Source organism: Collinsella sp. 4_8_47FAA (genome assembly GCF_000763055.1).
GTDB lineage: Bacteria > Actinomycetota > Coriobacteriia > Coriobacteriales > Coriobacteriaceae > Collinsella.
The window spans coordinates 261,764-278,600 of the sequence record NZ_KN214136.1 but is presented as its reverse complement, the minus strand read 5'-3'; the positions used below and the strand labels follow the sequence as shown (position 1 = coordinate 278,600).

General features: G+C 59.7%; 19 protein-coding genes. All 19 read right to left on the bottom strand.

Annotated elements, in window-relative coordinates:
• Positions 1 to 11: 11 nt before the first annotated feature.
• The gene (locus tag HMPREF9463_RS07600) at positions 12 to 251 is read right to left on the bottom strand and encodes an exodeoxyribonuclease VII small subunit (protein ID WP_006233978.1); all 240 of its coding nucleotides are present in this window, start codon (positions 249 to 251) and stop codon (positions 12 to 14) included.
• Positions 252 to 253: 2 nt separating this feature from the next.
• The gene (gene nusB, locus HMPREF9463_RS07595) at positions 254 to 838 is read right to left on the bottom strand and encodes a transcription antitermination factor NusB (protein ID WP_082437720.1); all 585 of its coding nucleotides are present in this window, start codon (positions 836 to 838) and stop codon (positions 254 to 256) included.
• A gap of 3 nt (positions 839 to 841) precedes the next feature.
• A complete protein-coding gene (locus HMPREF9463_RS07590) occupies positions 842 to 1,204 on the bottom strand; it encodes an Asp23/Gls24 family envelope stress response protein (protein WP_035138197.1) in 363 nt (120 codons plus the stop codon).
• Between the two features lie 23 nt (positions 1,205 to 1,227).
• Positions 1,228 to 1,791, bottom strand: a complete 564-nt coding sequence (gene efp, locus HMPREF9463_RS07585) for an elongation factor P (RefSeq protein WP_035138196.1) — start codon at positions 1,789 to 1,791, stop codon at positions 1,228 to 1,230.
• 159 nt (positions 1,792 to 1,950) lie between these two features.
• A complete protein-coding gene (locus HMPREF9463_RS07580) occupies positions 1,951 to 3,081 on the bottom strand; it encodes a M24 family metallopeptidase (protein WP_035138194.1) in 1,131 nt (376 codons plus the stop codon).
• Positions 3,082 to 3,213: 132 nt separating this feature from the next.
• Positions 3,214 to 4,323, bottom strand: coding sequence for a hypothetical protein (locus tag HMPREF9463_RS07575; protein WP_035138192.1), 1,110 nt, complete (start codon positions 4,321 to 4,323; stop codon positions 3,214 to 3,216).
• Positions 4,320 to 4,853, bottom strand: coding sequence for a shikimate kinase (locus HMPREF9463_RS07570; RefSeq protein WP_035138190.1), 534 nt, complete (start codon positions 4,851 to 4,853; stop codon positions 4,320 to 4,322). Before HMPREF9463_RS07570 ends, HMPREF9463_RS07575 begins: the two co-directional genes overlap by 4 nt.
• 8 nt (positions 4,854 to 4,861) lie before the next feature.
• The gene (locus HMPREF9463_RS07565) at positions 4,862 to 5,359 is read right to left on the bottom strand and encodes a YqeG family HAD IIIA-type phosphatase (RefSeq protein WP_035138189.1); all 498 of its coding nucleotides are present in this window, start codon (positions 5,357 to 5,359) and stop codon (positions 4,862 to 4,864) included.
• A 1-nt stretch (position 5,360) separates the two neighbouring features.
• Entirely contained in the window at positions 5,361 to 6,746 is a 1,386-nt protein-coding gene (gene mltG / locus HMPREF9463_RS07560) for an endolytic transglycosylase MltG (RefSeq protein ID WP_232219775.1), read from the bottom strand.
• A complete protein-coding gene (ruvX, locus tag HMPREF9463_RS07555) occupies positions 6,739 to 7,167 on the bottom strand; it encodes a Holliday junction resolvase RuvX (protein WP_035138185.1) in 429 nt (142 codons plus the stop codon). Before ruvX ends, mltG begins: the two co-directional genes overlap by 8 nt.
• Positions 7,168 to 7,184: 17 nt before the next feature.
• Positions 7,185 to 9,842 (bottom strand): alanine--tRNA ligase, encoded by a 2,658-nt coding sequence (gene alaS / locus HMPREF9463_RS07550; RefSeq protein ID WP_035138182.1) that lies wholly within the window; start codon positions 9,840 to 9,842, stop codon positions 7,185 to 7,187.
• A gap of 152 nt (positions 9,843 to 9,994) precedes the next feature.
• Positions 9,995 to 11,404, bottom strand: a complete 1,410-nt coding sequence (locus tag HMPREF9463_RS07545; RefSeq protein WP_035138181.1) for an AI-2E family transporter — start codon at positions 11,402 to 11,404, stop codon at positions 9,995 to 9,997.
• On the bottom strand, positions 11,401 to 12,192 hold the full coding sequence (locus HMPREF9463_RS07540; RefSeq protein ID WP_022094589.1) for an RNA polymerase sigma factor SigF: 792 nt from the start codon (positions 12,190 to 12,192) through the stop codon (positions 11,401 to 11,403). The genes HMPREF9463_RS07545 and HMPREF9463_RS07540 overlap by 4 nt, the downstream gene beginning before the upstream one ends.
• 1 nt (position 12,193) lies before the next feature.
• Entirely contained in the window at positions 12,194 to 12,571 is a 378-nt protein-coding gene (locus HMPREF9463_RS07535; protein ID WP_035138180.1) for a hypothetical protein, read from the bottom strand.
• A complete protein-coding gene (locus HMPREF9463_RS07530; protein WP_035138178.1) occupies positions 12,564 to 13,154 on the bottom strand; it encodes a hypothetical protein in 591 nt (196 codons plus the stop codon). The genes HMPREF9463_RS07535 and HMPREF9463_RS07530 overlap by 8 nt, the downstream gene beginning before the upstream one ends.
• A gap of 100 nt (positions 13,155 to 13,254) precedes the next feature.
• The gene (locus HMPREF9463_RS07525; protein ID WP_084591831.1) at positions 13,255 to 14,604 is read right to left on the bottom strand and encodes a replication-associated recombination protein A; all 1,350 of its coding nucleotides are present in this window, start codon (positions 14,602 to 14,604) and stop codon (positions 13,255 to 13,257) included.
• Between the two features lie 61 nt (positions 14,605 to 14,665).
• Entirely contained in the window at positions 14,666 to 15,913 is a 1,248-nt protein-coding gene (locus HMPREF9463_RS07520) for a deoxyguanosinetriphosphate triphosphohydrolase family protein (RefSeq protein WP_035138176.1), read from the bottom strand.
• A gap of 31 nt (positions 15,914 to 15,944) precedes the next feature.
• On the bottom strand, positions 15,945 to 16,367 hold the full coding sequence (locus tag HMPREF9463_RS10495) for a prepilin peptidase (protein WP_052044154.1): 423 nt from the start codon (positions 16,365 to 16,367) through the stop codon (positions 15,945 to 15,947).
• Positions 16,368 to 16,459: 92 nt separating this feature from the next.
• The coding region (locus tag HMPREF9463_RS07510) for an IS3 family transposase (RefSeq protein ID WP_198019957.1) at positions 16,460 to 16,837 on the bottom strand (378 nt) is incomplete at its 5' end.

Below are 16,837 nucleotides of genomic sequence, written 5' to 3'. Positions count from 1 at the left end.
GGAGATGCGGCCTAGCTATCCTGGGATTCGTTTGCCGCATCCTCATCGTATTCCTGCTCGAGCTTGTCGGCCTCACGCGGCGTCAGCTCAAACTTATCGACCATGTCGACCGCACGGGAGCCCAGCTCAATCGCCTCGTCAAACAGATCGAGCGAACGCTCCAAGGACGTATCCTTAGAGCGAACGGTAGCTATGATCTGGTCCAAGCGGTCCGAAATCTCGTCGAAGTTGCGGACGGAACCCTCTGGCATGGCTACTCCTCGACGGTACCGGTCTCGGCCTCGGCGACCTCAGCGTCCTCGTCGAGAACGCCGGCCTCGGCCTGAGCAACCGCAACCTTTGCGGCAGCCTCGGCAGCCTGTGCCTCCTCGCGAGCGCGATCCTCGGCCAGCAGCTCCTGGTATAGGTCCTCGCCCGGCAGCTCCTCGCTGCGAGCGATCTTACCCAGCACGCCGTTGACGAACGACGCGGACTGGTCGGTGCCATAGGCCTTGGCAAGCTCAACGGCCTCGTTGATCACGATGGCGTCCGAGACCTCCTCGTCGGTGAGGAAACGCATCTCGTAAACGGCGATACGCAGCAAGTTGCGGTCGGCGCCGGGCATGCGCATAAGATCCCAGTTCTTGGCAACGGAGCGCAGAGCACAGTCGATGCGGTCGATATGCTCGTAGGCACCTCGGCACAGCTCCAGCGCATAGGGATCGAGGGGACCCTTCGAGATCAGGAAATCACCCTCGAGGACGCGCTCGAGCGGGCTGTCCGTGGCCTCGGCCTGGAACAGCAGCTGCAGCGCCTGACTGCGGGCAAGCGTACGCCCGCGATAAACCTTAAGGCTCAAAGGTTACTCCTTGGGGAAAACGAGGCCGTCGATGCAAACGTCAACGCGCTCGACCTCAACGCCAACCTGGGCATCGATGGCGGCGACCACGGCAGCGCGAACGGCCTCGGCGAGTTTCTTGAACGGATAGCCAAAGAACACCACGACGCGCACGGTGAGTGCGAGCTTGTCGCCGATGACCTCGGCCTCGACCGCCGGCTCGGAAGCCGGGGCCTTGGACGAGAGCATCATGGAGACAAGGTTGGTGGCAAGGTCCTTGACGCCAACGGAGGCGATGCCCTCGACATCCGACACGGCGCGCGAAACGATGGCGGTCAGAACATCGGGCGAAATGCCGATGCCGTCAATCTTGATTTCCTGGGGCATGAGTCCTCCTAGAAGAGTTGGTGCTAGACGCGGGAGACGAACTTGCCGTCGCGGGTGTCAACCTTGATGACCTCGCCCTCGTTGAGGTACATGGGGACCTGGATGACAGCGCCGGTGTCGATCGTGGCCGGCTTGGTGGAACCCTGGACGGTGTCGCCCTTAAAGCCCGGGTCGGTCTGGACGATGGTGGTCTCGATGAACATCGGCGGGGTCACGCCCATGAGCTCATCGTCGGCAAAGAGCAGCTGGCAGATGTCGTTCTCGCGCAGCCACTTGGAGTTCTCGCCCACCATGTTCTCGGGAACGGGAACCTGCTCATAGGTCTCATTGTCCATGAAGATGTAGTCGGCGCCATCGTTGTAGAGGTACTGGAACTCACGGGTGGTGAGCATAACGCTCTCGAACTTGGTGCCGGCGTTGCAGGTGTTCTCGACGACGCGGCCGCTCTTGATGTCGCGGGTCTTGTAGCGCACAAACGCGCCGCCCTTGCCCGGCTTAACATGCTGGAACTCGACGATGGTGTAGACCTTGTCCTTAATGCGGAGACCGAGGCCGTTCTTGAAGTCGGCGGTGGAAATGGTAGGCATAGCGACCTTTCTTGTTATGGGCAGAACGCACAAGCGTCCAAATTACATACGACCGAAATTATACACTTGCAGACGGCGCCTGCAGCGAGCGCATAAAAAGAGAACGCGGGGCGTCCGAATCGATCCGGACGCCCCGCCCCAAAAATCTATCGAAATGGGCTAGCAATCGATGACGTGGAGGTCATGCGGCGTCTTGGTGAAGGGCTCGTAGCCGTTCTCGGTGACCACGCCGTAGTCCTCCAGGCGCACGCCGCCCACACCGGGCAGGTACACGCCGGGCTCCATGGTGATAACCGAGCCGACCTCGATGATGTTCTTGCTGCGGTTGAAGTTGGGCAGCTCATGGATGTCGATGCCCACGCCGTGACCCAAGCCATGGTTGTAGTAATCGCCATAGCCGGCATCGCCGATGATCTTCTTGGAAAGCTTGAAAATGTCGTTGCCCTCGACGCCCGGATGGATGGCGGCGACGCACTCCTCGTGGGTGCGGCGCACGAGCGCGTACAGGTCGAGCTGCTCCTGGGTAGGCTCGCCCATCACGACGGTGCGCGTCATGTCGGAACGATAATCGCAGTAGCCCGCGCCGTAATCCATGAGGACAAAGTCGCCCTTCTCGATGACACGGTCACTCGGCACGGCATGCGGGTTGGCGGTGTTGGGACCGCTCGCCACGATAGAGCCGAAGGCCAGGCTGTCGGCGCCGTTGGCGAACATAAAGTTCTCGAGCTCGTTGCGAACCTGCTTCTCGGTCATGCCGGGTTTAATAAAACCGAGCATATGCTGGAAGGCGGCATCGGTGATCGACTGCGCATGGCGCATGAGCTCGATCTCCTCGGAGTCCTTGATGGCGCGCATCTTGCGGATGTCATCATGCATCAGCGGCAACATGCAGGCGACGGAACGGTCCTCCAGATCACGCAGAATACCCTGGTAGAAGTTGATCTGCATGTCGTCCTCGACAGCGCAGACGCGACACTTGTTGGCCGCGATCTTGCCGGCGACCCAACCGGGGATGGTGCCCTCGTCCATGTCGTAGACCCAGGGGCTGCCAGCGGGCGTGTTCTCCTCAAAGCTGTTGAGGTAGCGCGAGTCGGTGTGGAACAGGCACTGGTCGGCCGTAATAAACGCAGCGTGCGGGAACTCGAAGGTGTAGTCGAAGACGCCCTTCACGCCCGTAAGCCAACGAAGGTTGGCCTCGTCGCGCACCACGATGGCGTCGTAGCCACGCTCGGCCATAAGGGCACGGACACGCTCGATACGACCGGCAGGACCGGCAGCAAACTCAGACATGCAGATTCCTTTCTTGTTGTCTCTATAAAGACGGGACGGGTCTCAATCAATGTACGGAATCGTATGCGATCCGCAACCGATTGAAAACCCGCCCCTCAACATGATACGAAAGACGATGGATGTCAATAAATCTTAGAGAAGTTCTTTGCGAGAAGCCAAGTAGGCATGAGCGTGGCGTTCAAGAACCTCGTCCTCAACGCTCGTTAGACGAATGGCGCCGAGCGCCGCGGGCAGCGGCAACATGCTGCGGTTCGAGCGTGCAAACTGCTGCTTGCGGAACTCCTCGATATATGCGGCAGGCTCCAGATCGAAGGCAAGTTCCTCGATACCAAAGTCCTCCAGGCAGTCATCGACCTCAAAAACGTAATCGATATCGAAGTCGCAGGCGTCATGTGCTAGGCGCGCCTCAAAGCGCATGCCCTCGGACAACAGCTGGTAGGCAGGGACCTGCGAAGCGGCATCGCCCAAGCAAGCGCGCAAGGTACGCTCCCCCGTCTTGCCAAAATCGAGCGCATGGCGGGCGCTCGGGTTCGTGGCCATCAGTACGTCCTTGCGGGCAGTCTGAGACCATTGAACGGCATTGACGAGCGCGACCTCCTCGCCCGCGAGAATCTCGGGGACGGTCTCAGTAAACTGATTCCAGCGGGACTTGCTGCTCGAAAGCATGGTGCCAACAAGTACCACATAGCCGAGCTTGAGGTCCTCGGGGTCCGCCTCGCGAACAAGGTCGAGGTCACACACGACCAAGCCCGGTTCGGGACGGAACGCGATGGCGGGAAGCGCATTGGCCGACGAAGCGACGAGCGGCTTCATGGTCGTCGCGACCGTGAGCATTGCATCGAAGGTCGTCGGCAGCAACGCGCACTCGGTTCGGCCACACCACTGGTTGGCGCACCAGCTAACAACCGAGCAGGTCGCTGTGTCGCCGACAGCGACAACGAGATCGTCGCAGGTAATGCCGTTAGCCGAAAGGGCGCCAAAGACGGTATCGGCATCGGCCAGCGTAGCACCGGCAGGCGAAACCTCGAGGACTAGCGGCGACACGACAAAACCGGCGTCGACCAGCGCATGCTCGACGACCTCACCAAAACGCTCGGATGTGGCGGAGTTCCAAACCACCATTGCGCGCTTAGGCTTGCCCACAGCCGAGGCAAACATGCGCGACAGCTCATCGAACGCGCCCAATCCGACGCGGACATCGACACTGCGGTTTTGGAAATTGATCAGTTGACGGCGAATCATAGCAGTCCACGCTCCAAAAGCATCTCGGCACAAAGGTAGGAAACGTCCTCGAAGGACTTGTTGCGAATATCAAGGGTAAGGTCGGCGGCCTGGCGATACAGCGGACGGCGATGCTCAAACAGGCGCGCAGCGTGCTCGGGCGAACGGAAATCGGGGCGCGTGTCGGACCGACGAATCTGGCGAATCGAATCCTCGAAGTCGCCCTCGAGGTACACGCACGTACCCATTTCGTGCATCAGCTCAATATTCACCGGCGTCTCGACGATACCGCCCCCGCACGAAACCAACAGGCTGCGCTCACTTTGGAGCGAACGGAGCGCCGAGGTCTCGAGCTCACGAAAACGATCCTCGCCCTCGGTCTCAAAAATCTCGGTTACCGACTTACCGCAACGGCGCACGACCAGGCGGTCGGTATCGATAAAACGCCGCTTGAACATGGTGCCGACGTTGCGCGCGAGCGTCGATTTGCCCGCGCCCAAAAAGCCGATAAAGAAGATATGGTCGCAGCCGTGTTTGATGTGCTGAGACATGGCGAAACCTATTCCTCGCAGGGAAGGTCGCGCAGGGCCCGGCGCTCAAAGATACGGAAGATCTGCGTATACCACAGGTCCTGGGTTGCCTGCGGCTTGACCAGAATGGTATCGACGCCGGCGAAGTTGCCGCTCCACACGTCCGTGTAGAGCTGATCACCGATCAGCACCGCCTCGTCAGCCGTGGCGCCGAGGCGCTTAAGACCCGCCTTGAGGGCAAACGGCGCCGGCTTCATGGCGTGGCTGATGGCCTCGAGTCCCAGCTCGCGTGCCGACGCCATGACCTGGTCGCGATGCCAGTTATTGGACACCATGCACAGCTTAAAGCCTTTGGCGCGGGCGGCGTCGAGCCAAGCGGAAATCGCGGCGGGGACCTGCTCAGTGTCGCGCGGCACCAGGGTGTTATCGCGATCGAGCAGAATGGCGCGTTTGCCGTCGGCCCACAGGGTATCGAGATCGATGCGATCGACCGAGGCAACGTATCGTTTGGGGCTAAAAATCCTCATGCTAATTCCAAGACTGTTGATGCTCTTCGTAGGTTTGCGAGAAGTACTCCTCGTCCTGCGTAATGTAGAAATACAGGTCATCGGAGTCGGTCGGCTCAAGCGTGGCCTTGAGTGCCTCGAGCGACGGAGAGCAGATGGGCGCGGGCGGTAGGCCCTCGTGCTTATAGGTGTTATACGGACTATCGCTCTGCAGGTCGTCGGCGGTAACCTCGCCACCGGTGACATACATCATGGTCGCATCGCTGTTGAGATAGCGCAGACCGTCGAGTTTGCCGGCAAGGCGGTTGTAGAAGACCGAGGCCACGTGCGCACGTTGATCGGCGTTGAGGCCCTCGCGCTCAACGATAGAGGCCAAGTTGACGATGTCGTAGTCGGACATCTCCACGCCGTAGCGTTCCTTGATCTTGGCTTCGCAGCTCGCAAAGTCAAGCGACTTGTACTCGGTCTTAAACTGATCGAGCATGGCGCGAATCACGTCATCGGCCGTCGGCGAATCGCCCAGCGAATAGGTCTTGGGGAACAAGAAACCCTCGAGCGAATCGTTGGCGGCGCCCTTAAGGAAGCTATAGTCGTCAACGTAGTTGGAGGCCTTGGCCTGGTTGAGGAAGTCTTCCTTAGAGATGCTGTCGTAGGCCTGGGCCACACGGTCGGCGACTTGATCGACCGTTAGGCCCTCAGGGATAGTCAGCGCATTGGAGCCCGCGTTGGGGCCTTCCATGAGCTGCTGAACAACCTTGGTCGCATCCATGAGTGTAGTGAACGAATAATCACCAGGCTTGAGCGACATATCCGCGTTGAGCTTTTTCACCGCCGCATAGTAATCCTTGGGATTTTCGACGATATGGTTCTCAGAGAGAATCGAGGCGATAGTATCGCCCGAGGCACCGTCGGGAATCGTGATAGTAACTTGCTGGCCAGCAGCGACTTTCGCATCCTCACCGCCAAAGAAGCCCTTGACGGCTGGCACGACAAAGAAAACGATCGCGACAAGCGCAAGCACGGCGACGACGCCACCGATAATCATAGGCACCGGGGAGCTTTTCTTTTGTGTACCACGGCGGACGTGCGTGTTATAGCTCGAGCGCGTAGCCGGAGCAACGCCGTGGGAACCGAGAGCGTGATGCGAATGCGACTGGGGGGCCTGCACTCGCTGGGTAGATGCCTGCTGCTTAAAGCGGGTACCGCCTGCAGGCTGGGCCGAACGAGCAGAAGGCTGCTGACCCGTCCGTTGAACAGGTTGGGCCGAATGAGAGAAGGACTGCGCCGGGCGCGCGGCAGGCTGAGCTGCACGCTGCGTCGGCTGTGCCGGACGCTGGCCAGGCTGGGCAGGGCGCGACGCCGGCTGCCGTGTACGATTCTGCTGGCGCGGATCGGAAGCGCTAGGCATGCGAAACCTCCTCGTTTTTACGATCGAGCCACGTCTGCAAAAACAGGCTGGCGGCAATCATGTCGATCTTGCCCCTCATCTGCTTTTCGTTGAGGCCCTGCTCGCGCAGGATACGCTTAGCCTCTTGCGAGGACAGACGCTCGTCCTCAAACTCCAACGGAAGATCGAGCTCGTCGGCAATCTTTTGCGCCACAGCGGCAACGCGCTCGGCCTGAGGGCCGGGCTCACCGGCCATGGTCAGGGGACGTCCGCTTACCAGGATGTCGGGCTCATAGTCCTCAACCAGGTAGCGGAACGTCTTGGCCATACCGGTGACCTCGGCAGCCGGAAGCACCTTGACAGGCATCGCCATCTTGCCATCACGGCTCGAGACGGCGATGCCAATCCTGGTCTCCCCTATGTCCAGCGCGAGCGCAACCACAGCGACTTCTTAGATTCTTAGGCGCCGAGCGCGGTCTTAGCGGCCGCGAGGGCATCGGCGATGCCGGCAGCATTCTTGCCACCGGCCTGGGCCATGTTGGGACGACCGCCACCGCGACCGTCGACCAGACCCGCGATCTGCTTGATCACGTTACCGGCGTGGAAACCGGCCTTGACGGCGTCATCGGAGCCGGCAGCGAGCAGGGCCGGAGTGCCCTTCTCAGTCACGCTGGCGACGACACAAGCGACAGGGCCGGCGACCTTCTGATGCACGGTATCCCATACGTTGCGCAGGTCGGCAGCCTCAAGGCCCTGGAGCTCAGCGACGACTAGCTTGTAGCCGCCGAGCTCGACAGCACCCTCGATGGCACTGGAAATGGCGTCGGAGGAGCCACCGGTCAGAGCCTTTTTGAGCTTGTTGGACGTCTCGCGCAGCTCGGCCTGCAGGTTCTCCACGCGGGCGGGAACCTCGTCGACGCGGCACTTGAGCGCAGCGGCGGCGGCGTCAACGAGCGCCAGGCGGTCGGCCATGTAGTCGAGGGCACCCTTAGAGGTCACGGCCTCGATACGGCGGACATTGGAGCCCGTGGAGGACTCGGAAATGATCTTGAACAGGCCAATCTCGGCGGTATTGGCGGCATGGGTGCCACCACAGAGCTCGCGGGAGAACGGCTGGTCCTCGGCGCCCACGGAGACGACGCGGACGACATCGCCGTACTTCTCTCCAAACAGAGCGACAGCGCCGGCAGCCTTAGCCTCGTCGATGCCCATGACACGGGTCACGACCGGCTTGGAAGCGAAGATCTGCTGGTTGACCAGGTCCTCGACAGCCTTGAGCTGCTCGAAGGACAGAGCCTCGAAGTGCGTAAAGTCAAAGCGCAGGTGCTCGGGCGTCACCAGCGAGCCGGCCTGGGAGACGTGCTCGCCCAGGACCTGCTTAAGGGCAGCGTCGAGCAGGTGCGTGGCGGTGTGGTTGCGGCGCAGGAAGCCACGGCGCTCAGCGTCGAGCGCGGCGGTAACATCGGCACCGACAGTCAGCGTACCATCGGCAACGTGCGCGACATGAGCATACAGGCCGTTGTGGTTCTTGGTGTCGACAACGGTCAGAACAACGCCCTCAGCGGAAAGCTTGCCGGCATCGCCTTGCTGGCCACCCATCTCGGCATAGAACGGGGTGCGGTCGAGCACGACCTCGACGTCCTCGCCGGCGGCAGCGGACTCGACGGACTCGCCGTTGCGCACGATGGCGACAACCTTGGCGCCCTCGATCACATCGTTGTCATAGCCGTCGAACTCGGTCGCAGCGACCTTGTCGGAAAGCTCAACCCACACGTCGTTGAAGCTGCCCCAGGCGTCGCCCTTGGCATTGGCGCGGGCGCGGGCCTTCTGGTCCTCCATGCAGGCAGTGAAGCCGTCCATGTCGACGTCGTGGCCAGCGGTGCCGGCGATCTCGACGGTTAGGTCGATGGGGAAACCAAAGGTGTCGTGCAGCTTAAAGGCAACATCGCCCGGAAGCACGGCGCCCTCGGCAAGCGCTGCCAGGGCCTCGTCCAGATAGACGCGGCCGTTGTCGAGCGTCGTGGAGAAGCGCTCCTCCTCGGAGGCGACGATACCCTTGACGAGCGCGACATTCTTGAGCAGCTCGGGATAAGCCTCACCCATCTGAGCGTTAACCTCGTCGATGAACTTGGTCAGGAAGGCGCCCTCGATGCCCAACAGGCGACCGTGGAACACGGCGCGGCGGAGCAGGCGGCGAAGGACGTACTCGCGTCCCTCGTTACCGGGGAGGATGCCGTCAGAGATCATAAAGTCAACGGCACGGGAGTGGTCGGCGATGATGCGCAGAGAACGGCTAGCACCGGAGTAATCGTCGGCGTCATAGGTCTTACCGCTGATCTCCTCGCCCAGCTTGATGAGATGCTGCATCAGATCGCCGTCGTAGTTGGCGGTCTTGTGCTGCATGATGGCGGCCATGCGCTCAAGGCCCATGCCCGTATCGAGGTTACGGTGCGGCAGCTCCGGCATGGAGCCGTCCTCCTGGCGATCGTACTGGGTAAAGACGAGGTTCCAGAACTCCAGGAAGCGGTCGCAGTCGCAGCCGGGCTTGCAGTCGGGGCTGCCGCAGCCGACCTCCTCGCCCATGTCAAAGTAAATCTCGGAGCACGGACCGCAGGGGCCGGTGGGGCCAGCGGCCCAGAAGTTGTCGTCCTCGCCCAGGCGGGAGATGTGGTCCTCAGCAACGCCCAGAGAACGCCACACGTCGTGGGTCTCGTCGTCCTCGGTAAAGACGGTGAAGTACAGGCGGTCGAGCGGCAGCTTGAACTCCTTGGTGATGAGCTCAAAGGCCCAGGCGCAAGCCTGCTCCTTGGAGACGCCGCCAAAAGAGAAGTCGCCGAGCATCTCGAAGAAGGACAGGTGACGGCCGTCCTCGCCGATGCAGTCGATGTCGTTGGTGCGGACGCACTTCTGGCAGGAGATCGCGCCGATCTCCTTCATGGTCTTCTTGCCCTGGTAGTACTCCTTAAACTGGTTCATGCCGGCGTTGGCAAGCAGCAGCGAGGGATCGTCGGGAACAAGGGACGAAGAAGGATAGAGCTTAAGACCGCGCTCCTCAAAGAAGTTGAGGAACTTGGAGCGGATCTCAGCCGTAGTCATTGACGGGTAGTCAGCACTCATAGAGGGAATCTCCTCGGTTTCACATCGAAACAGTTCAAACGTAACGATATTACCATCCCGCCGCGCAAGTTCAAAAAAGAGGGCCGGCACAATGCCGGCCCTTCAGCGAAATTGCATGTTAGCACGTATGAATGTTAACCCGAATTACCCCGCTAGTTGTCGTCATCGTCCATGGAGCCGTCGATGCCGGTATTGGTATCGTCGTCTGAGTTGGAATCATCGTCTTTGGCGAAGGGGTTTTTGAAGAAACCCGTCGCATCGGACTGCAGGCCCGAGAGCTTGATCCAGGGATTATCGAGCTCGGGCTTGGGCATGGCCTTGGCCTCGGGCGCAGTCTCGTTGCCGATGAGCTCGGACTCGTAAATGAAGGTGTCGTCGCCGAGCGCGTCGTAGGCGGCGACCGGGTTGCCAGCGGCATCGCGGTACGGCGTGCCCTTAAACACGGCTCCGTCATAGGCCACAAGCTGGCGGCCGGTCTCATTCTCGAAGTAGTACACGAAGATACCCTTGAGGGCCGCACAAAGCGGGATAGCAATAATCATGCCGATGGGGCCCATGAGTGCCGAGCCAATAACGAGCGCCGTGAGGCTCATGATGGGATGCACCTGCACCGAGCTCTGCATGACCTTGGGCGAAATGACGTTATCGGTGACGTTTTGCGCGACCATCGTCACGATGAGCGTCCATAACGCCAACATGGGGCTGAACATGAAGCCGAGTACCGTGGCGATTGCTGCGCTCACCCAAGGACCGACGACCGGAACCAAATGCATGATGCCGGTAAAGATAGCCATGAGCGCCGCATACGGGTGGCCGATGATCATAAAACCGATAAAGGCAAGGAAACCACCGCAGATGGACGTCACGACCATACCGCGCATGTAGCCGCCGACAGAGCGAGAAAGGATGGCGACCATAAAGCGGTACGAGGTCTCCTTCTCCTGACCGATGATGGTGCAAATCTCGTGGTGCATGCGAGGGTAGTCGCAGGCCATCCAGTACGCAAGCACCAGACCAAGAAAGATCACGAACAACTGCGAGGCCGTATTGGTGATGAGCGGGAACACACCGCGGCCAAGCTCGGCAGCGATCTGAGACACATACTTCGATGCCACGGCAACTAGCGACGAAAGATTATCGTCCAAATACTCCTTGAGCGGCGTGTTGTTAAGCGTCTTGGCATTCGAGATCATCTCGTTGAGGTCGCCACCCGCAACACGAAGCTGCTCGGGCAGGCGGCTCAGGACTTCCATGATCTGACCAAAGAGAATCGGCGACAAGATGCAAACGACACCGACGAGCACGGCAACAACAACAATTAGCGCGATAAGCGAACCGATGCCGCGATTCGCGCCATGATGCTCGAGCCAATTGGTAATCGGGGACATCACAAAGGCAATGATGGAACCAACGGCGAGAAACTCGATAACCGGCGCCAGCATGCCCATAAGGTTAAAGATGACAGCGGCGATGACAATGCAGCCGACAACAGCCCAAATGCGAAGCGTCAGAATGCGGGTGTCGCGCAGCACGCGATCGGTTTGTTGGGGGCGCTCACTCATGAACGAATCATCACTCCGTCGGGGTCGATCTTGTCCTGAATCTTCTTAAGCGTGCGGCGCAGCAGGCGCGAAACCTGCACCTGAGAAATACCCAGCTTCTTGGCGATCTCGATCTGGGTCATGCCCTTTACAAAGCGCAGCTCGATAACCTCGCGCTCGCGCGGCGAGAAATCACGGATGGCTTCCTCGATCACCAAGCGGTCATCGGTAAAGTCGAGCTCATTGTCGTCGTCGGCGTAGCGATCGAGAATCGAGGGGGCATCGTCGGAATCGGACGCACCAGGAGCCTCGATGGGCACCGAGGTATAGGCCGAAGACGATTCCATGGCCTCCAGCACCTCATCGACCGTCACGTCCAAGTACTCAGCGATTTCCTCAACCTTAGGCGAGCGCTGTAGCTCGTTGGTGAGCTTATCGGTAGCCTGGTTGACCTTGGCCGAGAGCTCCTGCAAGCGACGGGGCACGCGCACGCTCCAGCCCTTGTCGCGGAAATGGCGTTTGATCTCGCCCAGGATAGTGGGTGTCGCAAACGTTGTGAACTCGAGCCCGCGCTCAGGGTCAAAGCGGTCGATAGCCTTGAGCAAACCCAGATAGCCGACCTGCATGAGGTCGTCGAGCGGTTCGCCGCGATTCTTAAATTTGTTGGCAAGAAACCTTACCAGGTTCATATGGGACATGACGAGCTGCTCGCGCGCGTCCGGATCACCGGTTTCTTTGTAGCGACGAAACAGCTCGCGGGTTTTCTCCTTGTCCCAAGCGGTCTTACCGCTCCGGGAACGTTCGGTCATATTAGATATCCGCCTTGAGGTCGAGGGAAAGCGTCAGAGGCGCCGCAGTCTTTTCGTAGGAATCGCACACGCTAGCCAAAATGAGCTCGGCATACACGGCAGCCTGATCATCCTCATCGACAGTCGCCTGATCGCCAAAGGTAAAGGTCATGCCAACGTGAGATTCGTCGACATCGAATTTGATCGAGATGCCATCGGAATCAACAGCCGTGCAGCCGAAAATAAATGCTTCCTCGGCAGCCATACGAATGTCCTCGATGCGATCGACGGACATGGAGCAGAGCGCACCAACATTTGCCGCCGTCATGCGCACAAGGCGCGCCAGACGCGGGTCGCCGGCAACGGTCAGCGTAATGGGGCAAGTTGCTTCGCTACTCATCGCAGGACTCCTCGGTGGTCTCGGCGGGCGTGTAGGTGTAATACTGGGCTGCTTTAGCAGCAGGCTTCTGTGCATCATTGTCACCAGCAGCGACATCGTCCGCGGCTTCGCCAATCAGGACACGCTCGGTCGGCTGCTCGGCTTCTTCGGCAGCGGAAAGCTTGCGCTCGGCGTCGGCCGCGGGAGTCTTCACCTTGTTAAAGAGTTTCTGCACGGCACCGGCAGCGGAGTCGGTCACACTCGACACGGCATTGCTGGCCTCGGCCATACTGCCGGTGACCTCGGAAATATCGCGGACGACCGCCTCGACTTCTACGAGGTTGGAGGTAAGGGCATCAACTGCCGTCTTGCTCGACTTAAGCAGCGGCTCCATCTGGGCAAGTGCCGGCGTAAGCTCGTCGACAGCGCCGTCGAGTTTTGCCACCACAGGCTGAGCCTCGGCGATGGTGTTGTTGAGGTCGTTAACGGTCTTATCGAGCGAGTCGACAACGGTGCGGGTCTTGCGCAGGGTAAGCGCGAGCTCAACGATGGCCCACACGCCGGCAACAGCGAGCAGCAGCAGGGCGATTTGAATGGGACTCATACAAGCCTCCCAAAGGAATCGATATACAGACGGTTTCCATGGTACCCCAAAGGGGACCGAACATGCCATGAGCAGCAACGTGGGACAAAATTATCAGCAGCTACTTCGGTGCATTCCCGCTGCGGTCGCGTTCACTTTGCTCTACGCGCCATTCTTCCCAACCGCGGCCGGCAGGCTGCCAAAATGTACCGCGTTCCAAGCCTTCGGGCAAATAGCGCTGGTCGACCCAGCCTTCGGGATAATCGTGCGGATACTTATACACACCGTATTCATCGCTGCCCGGGCGATGGCGATCGCGCAGGTAGCTGGGCACCTCGCGAAGCCCACTAGAATGGATATCGGCCAGCGCCGCATCGATCGAGGCCTCGCACGCATTGGACTTGGGCGCCAAGCACACATAGAGCGCAGCTTGTGCAAGGTTAATGCGACATTCAGGATAGCCAATAACTTCAGCAGATTTAAAGGCAGCATGCGCCACCAAAAGCGCCTGCGGGTCGGCGTTGCCAACATCCTCAGAAGCGTGAATCATAATGCGGCGAGCGATAAACTTAGGATCCTCCCCAGCATCGATCATGCGCGCGAGCCAATAGATCGTGGCATCGGGGTCGCTACCGCGCATAGACTTAATAAACGCACTGATGATGTCGTAGTGCATGTCGCCGTTTTTGTCATACGTAAAGCCGCGACGCGGGTTGGCAATCTTTACGTCATCCACGGTGATGGGATAGCGCTCCCCCGCCGCCGGCGCTGGCGTCCCCTCGGTATCGGGACGCGTAACGGCAATCTCGCTCGCCAGCTCAAGTGTCGTCAGGGCCGAGCGTGCATCACCCGCAGCCAGCGTACAAATGGTCTTGACCGTATCCTCATCGGCCGAGAACTTACCGTTCAAGCCCTGCGGCGCCTCAAGCGCACGTTCAATAAGCGTGGCGATATCCTCATCCTTCAGATGCTCAACCTCCACGACGCGACCACGTGAGAGCAGTGCCGAGTTGACCTCGAAGTACGGGTTCTCCGTCGTAGCGCCAATCATAATGACGGTACGGTTCTCAACTGCATGCAGCAGGGCATCCTGCTGCGACTTAGAGAAGCGGTGAATCTCATCGATGAATAGAATGGTGCGGCGGTCGTACGTATTCAGGCGCGTCTTGGCCTCATCAATCACGCGACGCAGGTCCTTCACGGTACCCGTGACGGCGCTGACCTCGACAAACTCGCTCTTGGTATGGTTGGCGATAATGTGGGCCAGCGTCGTCTTGCCCGTACCGGCAGGCCCGTACAGAATCACGCTCGAAAGCACGTCGTGCTCGATCGCGGCACGCAACCATGAGCCCTTACCGACGGCCTTTTGCTGGCCCACGTACTCGTCGAGCGAATTGGGTCGCATGCGCACCGCGAGCGGCGCATTTTTAAAGGAACGCTCGCGCGTCGAGGCAGAAAAAAGGTCGTCCATAGCCATCCCGTGCATCAATCAAAAACGTTTTCAACTAACCAGTATACCGAAAGGATACGAACTACCGTTCGTTAATATAGGTACGATGCGGAAACTTTAGACCCGGGAACAGCTTGCTCGTCAGTTCGCAGAAATAACCGTCCGTCATGCTCGCGATATAATCCACCACGGCTTGATCCTTGTCGTCCTGCCAGGCATAGGTGCGATCGTAGTAGGAAAGTTGCTGCTCAATGCGCGAAATATGGTGCTTAAAGATGTAAGAGGACTCGTCACCACTGTTTAGATCCCGCAGGCAACGGTCGTAGAGCTTTTCGAAGGCCTCGCGCAGCTCCACCTCGGAATCGCCTTCGATACCGCCCTTGCTATAGATCTTCTCGTAGTTCTCGCGCTTGGCTCGGCGAATTTCCTCAAACAGGTCCTCGCTCATCTCGATGCGCGGGTTACCATAGCTGTGCTCAACGATATCGATGGAGGCATGCGTGAGGATCCAACTGTTGTAGGCACCGCCCCGGCCATCATCAAAAGCGTCGGGCGAAAGCAGGCCCGCCGCGATCGCATCCTGACGGTCACGACCGACGTAGGCAAGAATATCCGAGATGCGAACGACGCAGCCCTCGAGCGTCATGGGACGCAGATGCTCAATTGCGCTATAGCCCGTGGCAATGCAATCCTCAACCGTCTGGTCAAACTGGTCAAAGGAGCCCATGTCCGAGAGCTCAAACACACGCTGCTCGTACTCGCCGTTATGGCATAGCACGCCGTCGAGCGTCTGGAGCGACACGTTGCGGCCATACAACGCGTCGAGCACGCGAACCGACTGCACGTTATGGAAAAAATAACGCCCCGTACGCTCATGATAGATATCGTTGAGGAAGCGCTCGCCGGCATGGCCGAAAGGCGTGTGTCCCAAGTCGTGACCCAGGCCAGTCGCCTCGATCAGATCGCAATTGAGCCCCAGGGCGCGACCGATATCGCGCGCAATGCGGGAGACAAGCTGTACGTGCAAACCGCGGCGTGAAAGATCATCATTGCTACGGAAGCTAAAGACCTGCGTTTTGCCTGCATAACGGGTGTACGCCGGAAGATGAAGTATCTTTTCGGTATCGCGCATAAACGCCGGACGCATAAGCGTGCCTTTGTCGGCGGCGCGATCAATACGACGAATGACCTGATCATCGTTGCAACGATACGGGTTGACATAGCCCGAAGCACGATCGGCGGCAATGCGCTCGACAAGCTCGGGCGACAACGCCGAGGGAATACGGTCCATGCGCGCCTTAATGACGGCCGTTTCTTGATTAGATTCCATGGCATGCTCCTTAAAAAGGATGCGCAATCGGTTACAATGTGCAGCCCACGACCTCGATTATGGCAAAAATCGGCACTAAAAACGGGAGCAATGGCAGGGAACGCGATTTTATGAAGAGGCAGGAGAGGGCCAGGACCAGGAGCGAGACGGCAAATGCCACGATGCCGCCCATAGGGTCGAGCGTGCAAAGCGCGAAGAGTGCTTTGGCGTCCCCCATGCCAATCCCCGGGGCTTGGCGAAGGCGCCGCCAGAGCGACTCAGTAAGCACAAGGGCAAGGTAGACGATGACCGCAAGACCGGCGTGGTCAAGCGCCGTGGTAACGCCCTTGTCGAGCCAGACGCCTGCCAACGCCGCCACCGCACACACGCCGGCAAGCTCATTGGGAAAGCGTCGCTCACGGGCATCAATCGCCACACCAGCAAAGGCGCAAATCCAAAACGGGATATAGACCATCGAGCACCTCCTCGAGCTGCATCGCAAAAGCAAAAACCACCACAAAGGTGCCTGTGAACTGCGCCCCGAAACTTGGACTGAACAAATAGCGACTACGCCGCAAGGGCCCGGTTCCGGAACTCCTCCGGCGTCAGGCCCTTCAATCTTACCTGCCTGCGCCGCGTGTTCCAATGGTCTATGTACTCCTCCAGGTCGCGCTTGAAGTCCCCGAAGCTGCCCCACTCCCTGCCGCGGTAGAACTCGTCCTTCACGTGGCCGAAGAGCTGCTCGGTGGCGGCGTTGTCGATGCAGTTCCCCTTGCGCGACATGCTCTGGGTGATGCCCGCCCCCTCCAGCCTGGAGGCGTAGGACTCGTGCTGGTACTGCCAGCCCATGTCCGAGTGCATGGTCGGCGCCGCCCCGTGGGCAGGGCCTGAGGAGCCGGTCGAGCATCCGTGTGCTGCGTAGGGCGAGGTCCGGCGAGGTCGATT

Coding starts and splice junctions, on each gene's coding strand:
- HMPREF9463_RS07565 (WP_035138189.1), bottom strand. CDS start 5,359: ATGAGGATTTTTAGCCCCAAACGATACGTTGCCTCGGTCGATCGCATC.
- HMPREF9463_RS07580 (WP_035138194.1), bottom strand. CDS start 3,081: ATGTCTGAGTTTGCTGCCGGTCCTGCCGGTCGTATCGAGCGTGTCCGT.
- HMPREF9463_RS07525 (WP_084591831.1), bottom strand. CDS start 14,604: ATGGACGACCTTTTTTCTGCCTCGACGCGCGAGCGTTCCTTTAAAAAT.
- HMPREF9463_RS07535 (WP_035138180.1), bottom strand. CDS start 12,571: ATGAGTAGCGAAGCAACTTGCCCCATTACGCTGACCGTTGCCGGCGAC.
- HMPREF9463_RS10495 (WP_052044154.1), bottom strand. CDS start 16,367: ATGGTCTATATCCCGTTTTGGATTTGCGCCTTTGCTGGTGTGGCGATT.
- efp (WP_035138196.1), bottom strand. CDS start 1,791: ATGCCTACCATTTCCACCGCCGACTTCAAGAACGGCCTCGGTCTCCGC.
- HMPREF9463_RS07540 (WP_022094589.1), bottom strand. CDS start 12,192: ATGACCGAACGTTCCCGGAGCGGTAAGACCGCTTGGGACAAGGAGAAA.
- HMPREF9463_RS07590 (WP_035138197.1), bottom strand. CDS start 1,204: ATGCCCCAGGAAATCAAGATTGACGGCATCGGCATTTCGCCCGATGTT.
- alaS (WP_035138182.1), bottom strand. CDS start 9,842: ATGAGTGCTGACTACCCGTCAATGACTACGGCTGAGATCCGCTCCAAG.
- mltG (WP_232219775.1), bottom strand. CDS start 6,746: ATGCCTAGCGCTTCCGATCCGCGCCAGCAGAATCGTACACGGCAGCCG.
- HMPREF9463_RS07545 (WP_035138181.1), bottom strand. CDS start 11,404: ATGAGTGAGCGCCCCCAACAAACCGATCGCGTGCTGCGCGACACCCGC.
- HMPREF9463_RS07570 (WP_035138190.1), bottom strand. CDS start 4,853: ATGTCTCAGCACATCAAACACGGCTGCGACCATATCTTCTTTATCGGC.
- HMPREF9463_RS07575 (WP_035138192.1), bottom strand. CDS start 4,323: ATGATTCGCCGTCAACTGATCAATTTCCAAAACCGCAGTGTCGATGTC.
- HMPREF9463_RS07530 (WP_035138178.1), bottom strand. CDS start 13,154: ATGAGTCCCATTCAAATCGCCCTGCTGCTGCTCGCTGTTGCCGGCGTG.
- HMPREF9463_RS07600 (WP_006233978.1), bottom strand. CDS start 251: ATGCCAGAGGGTTCCGTCCGCAACTTCGACGAGATTTCGGACCGCTTG.
- HMPREF9463_RS07520 (WP_035138176.1), bottom strand. CDS start 15,913: ATGGAATCTAATCAAGAAACGGCCGTCATTAAGGCGCGCATGGACCGT.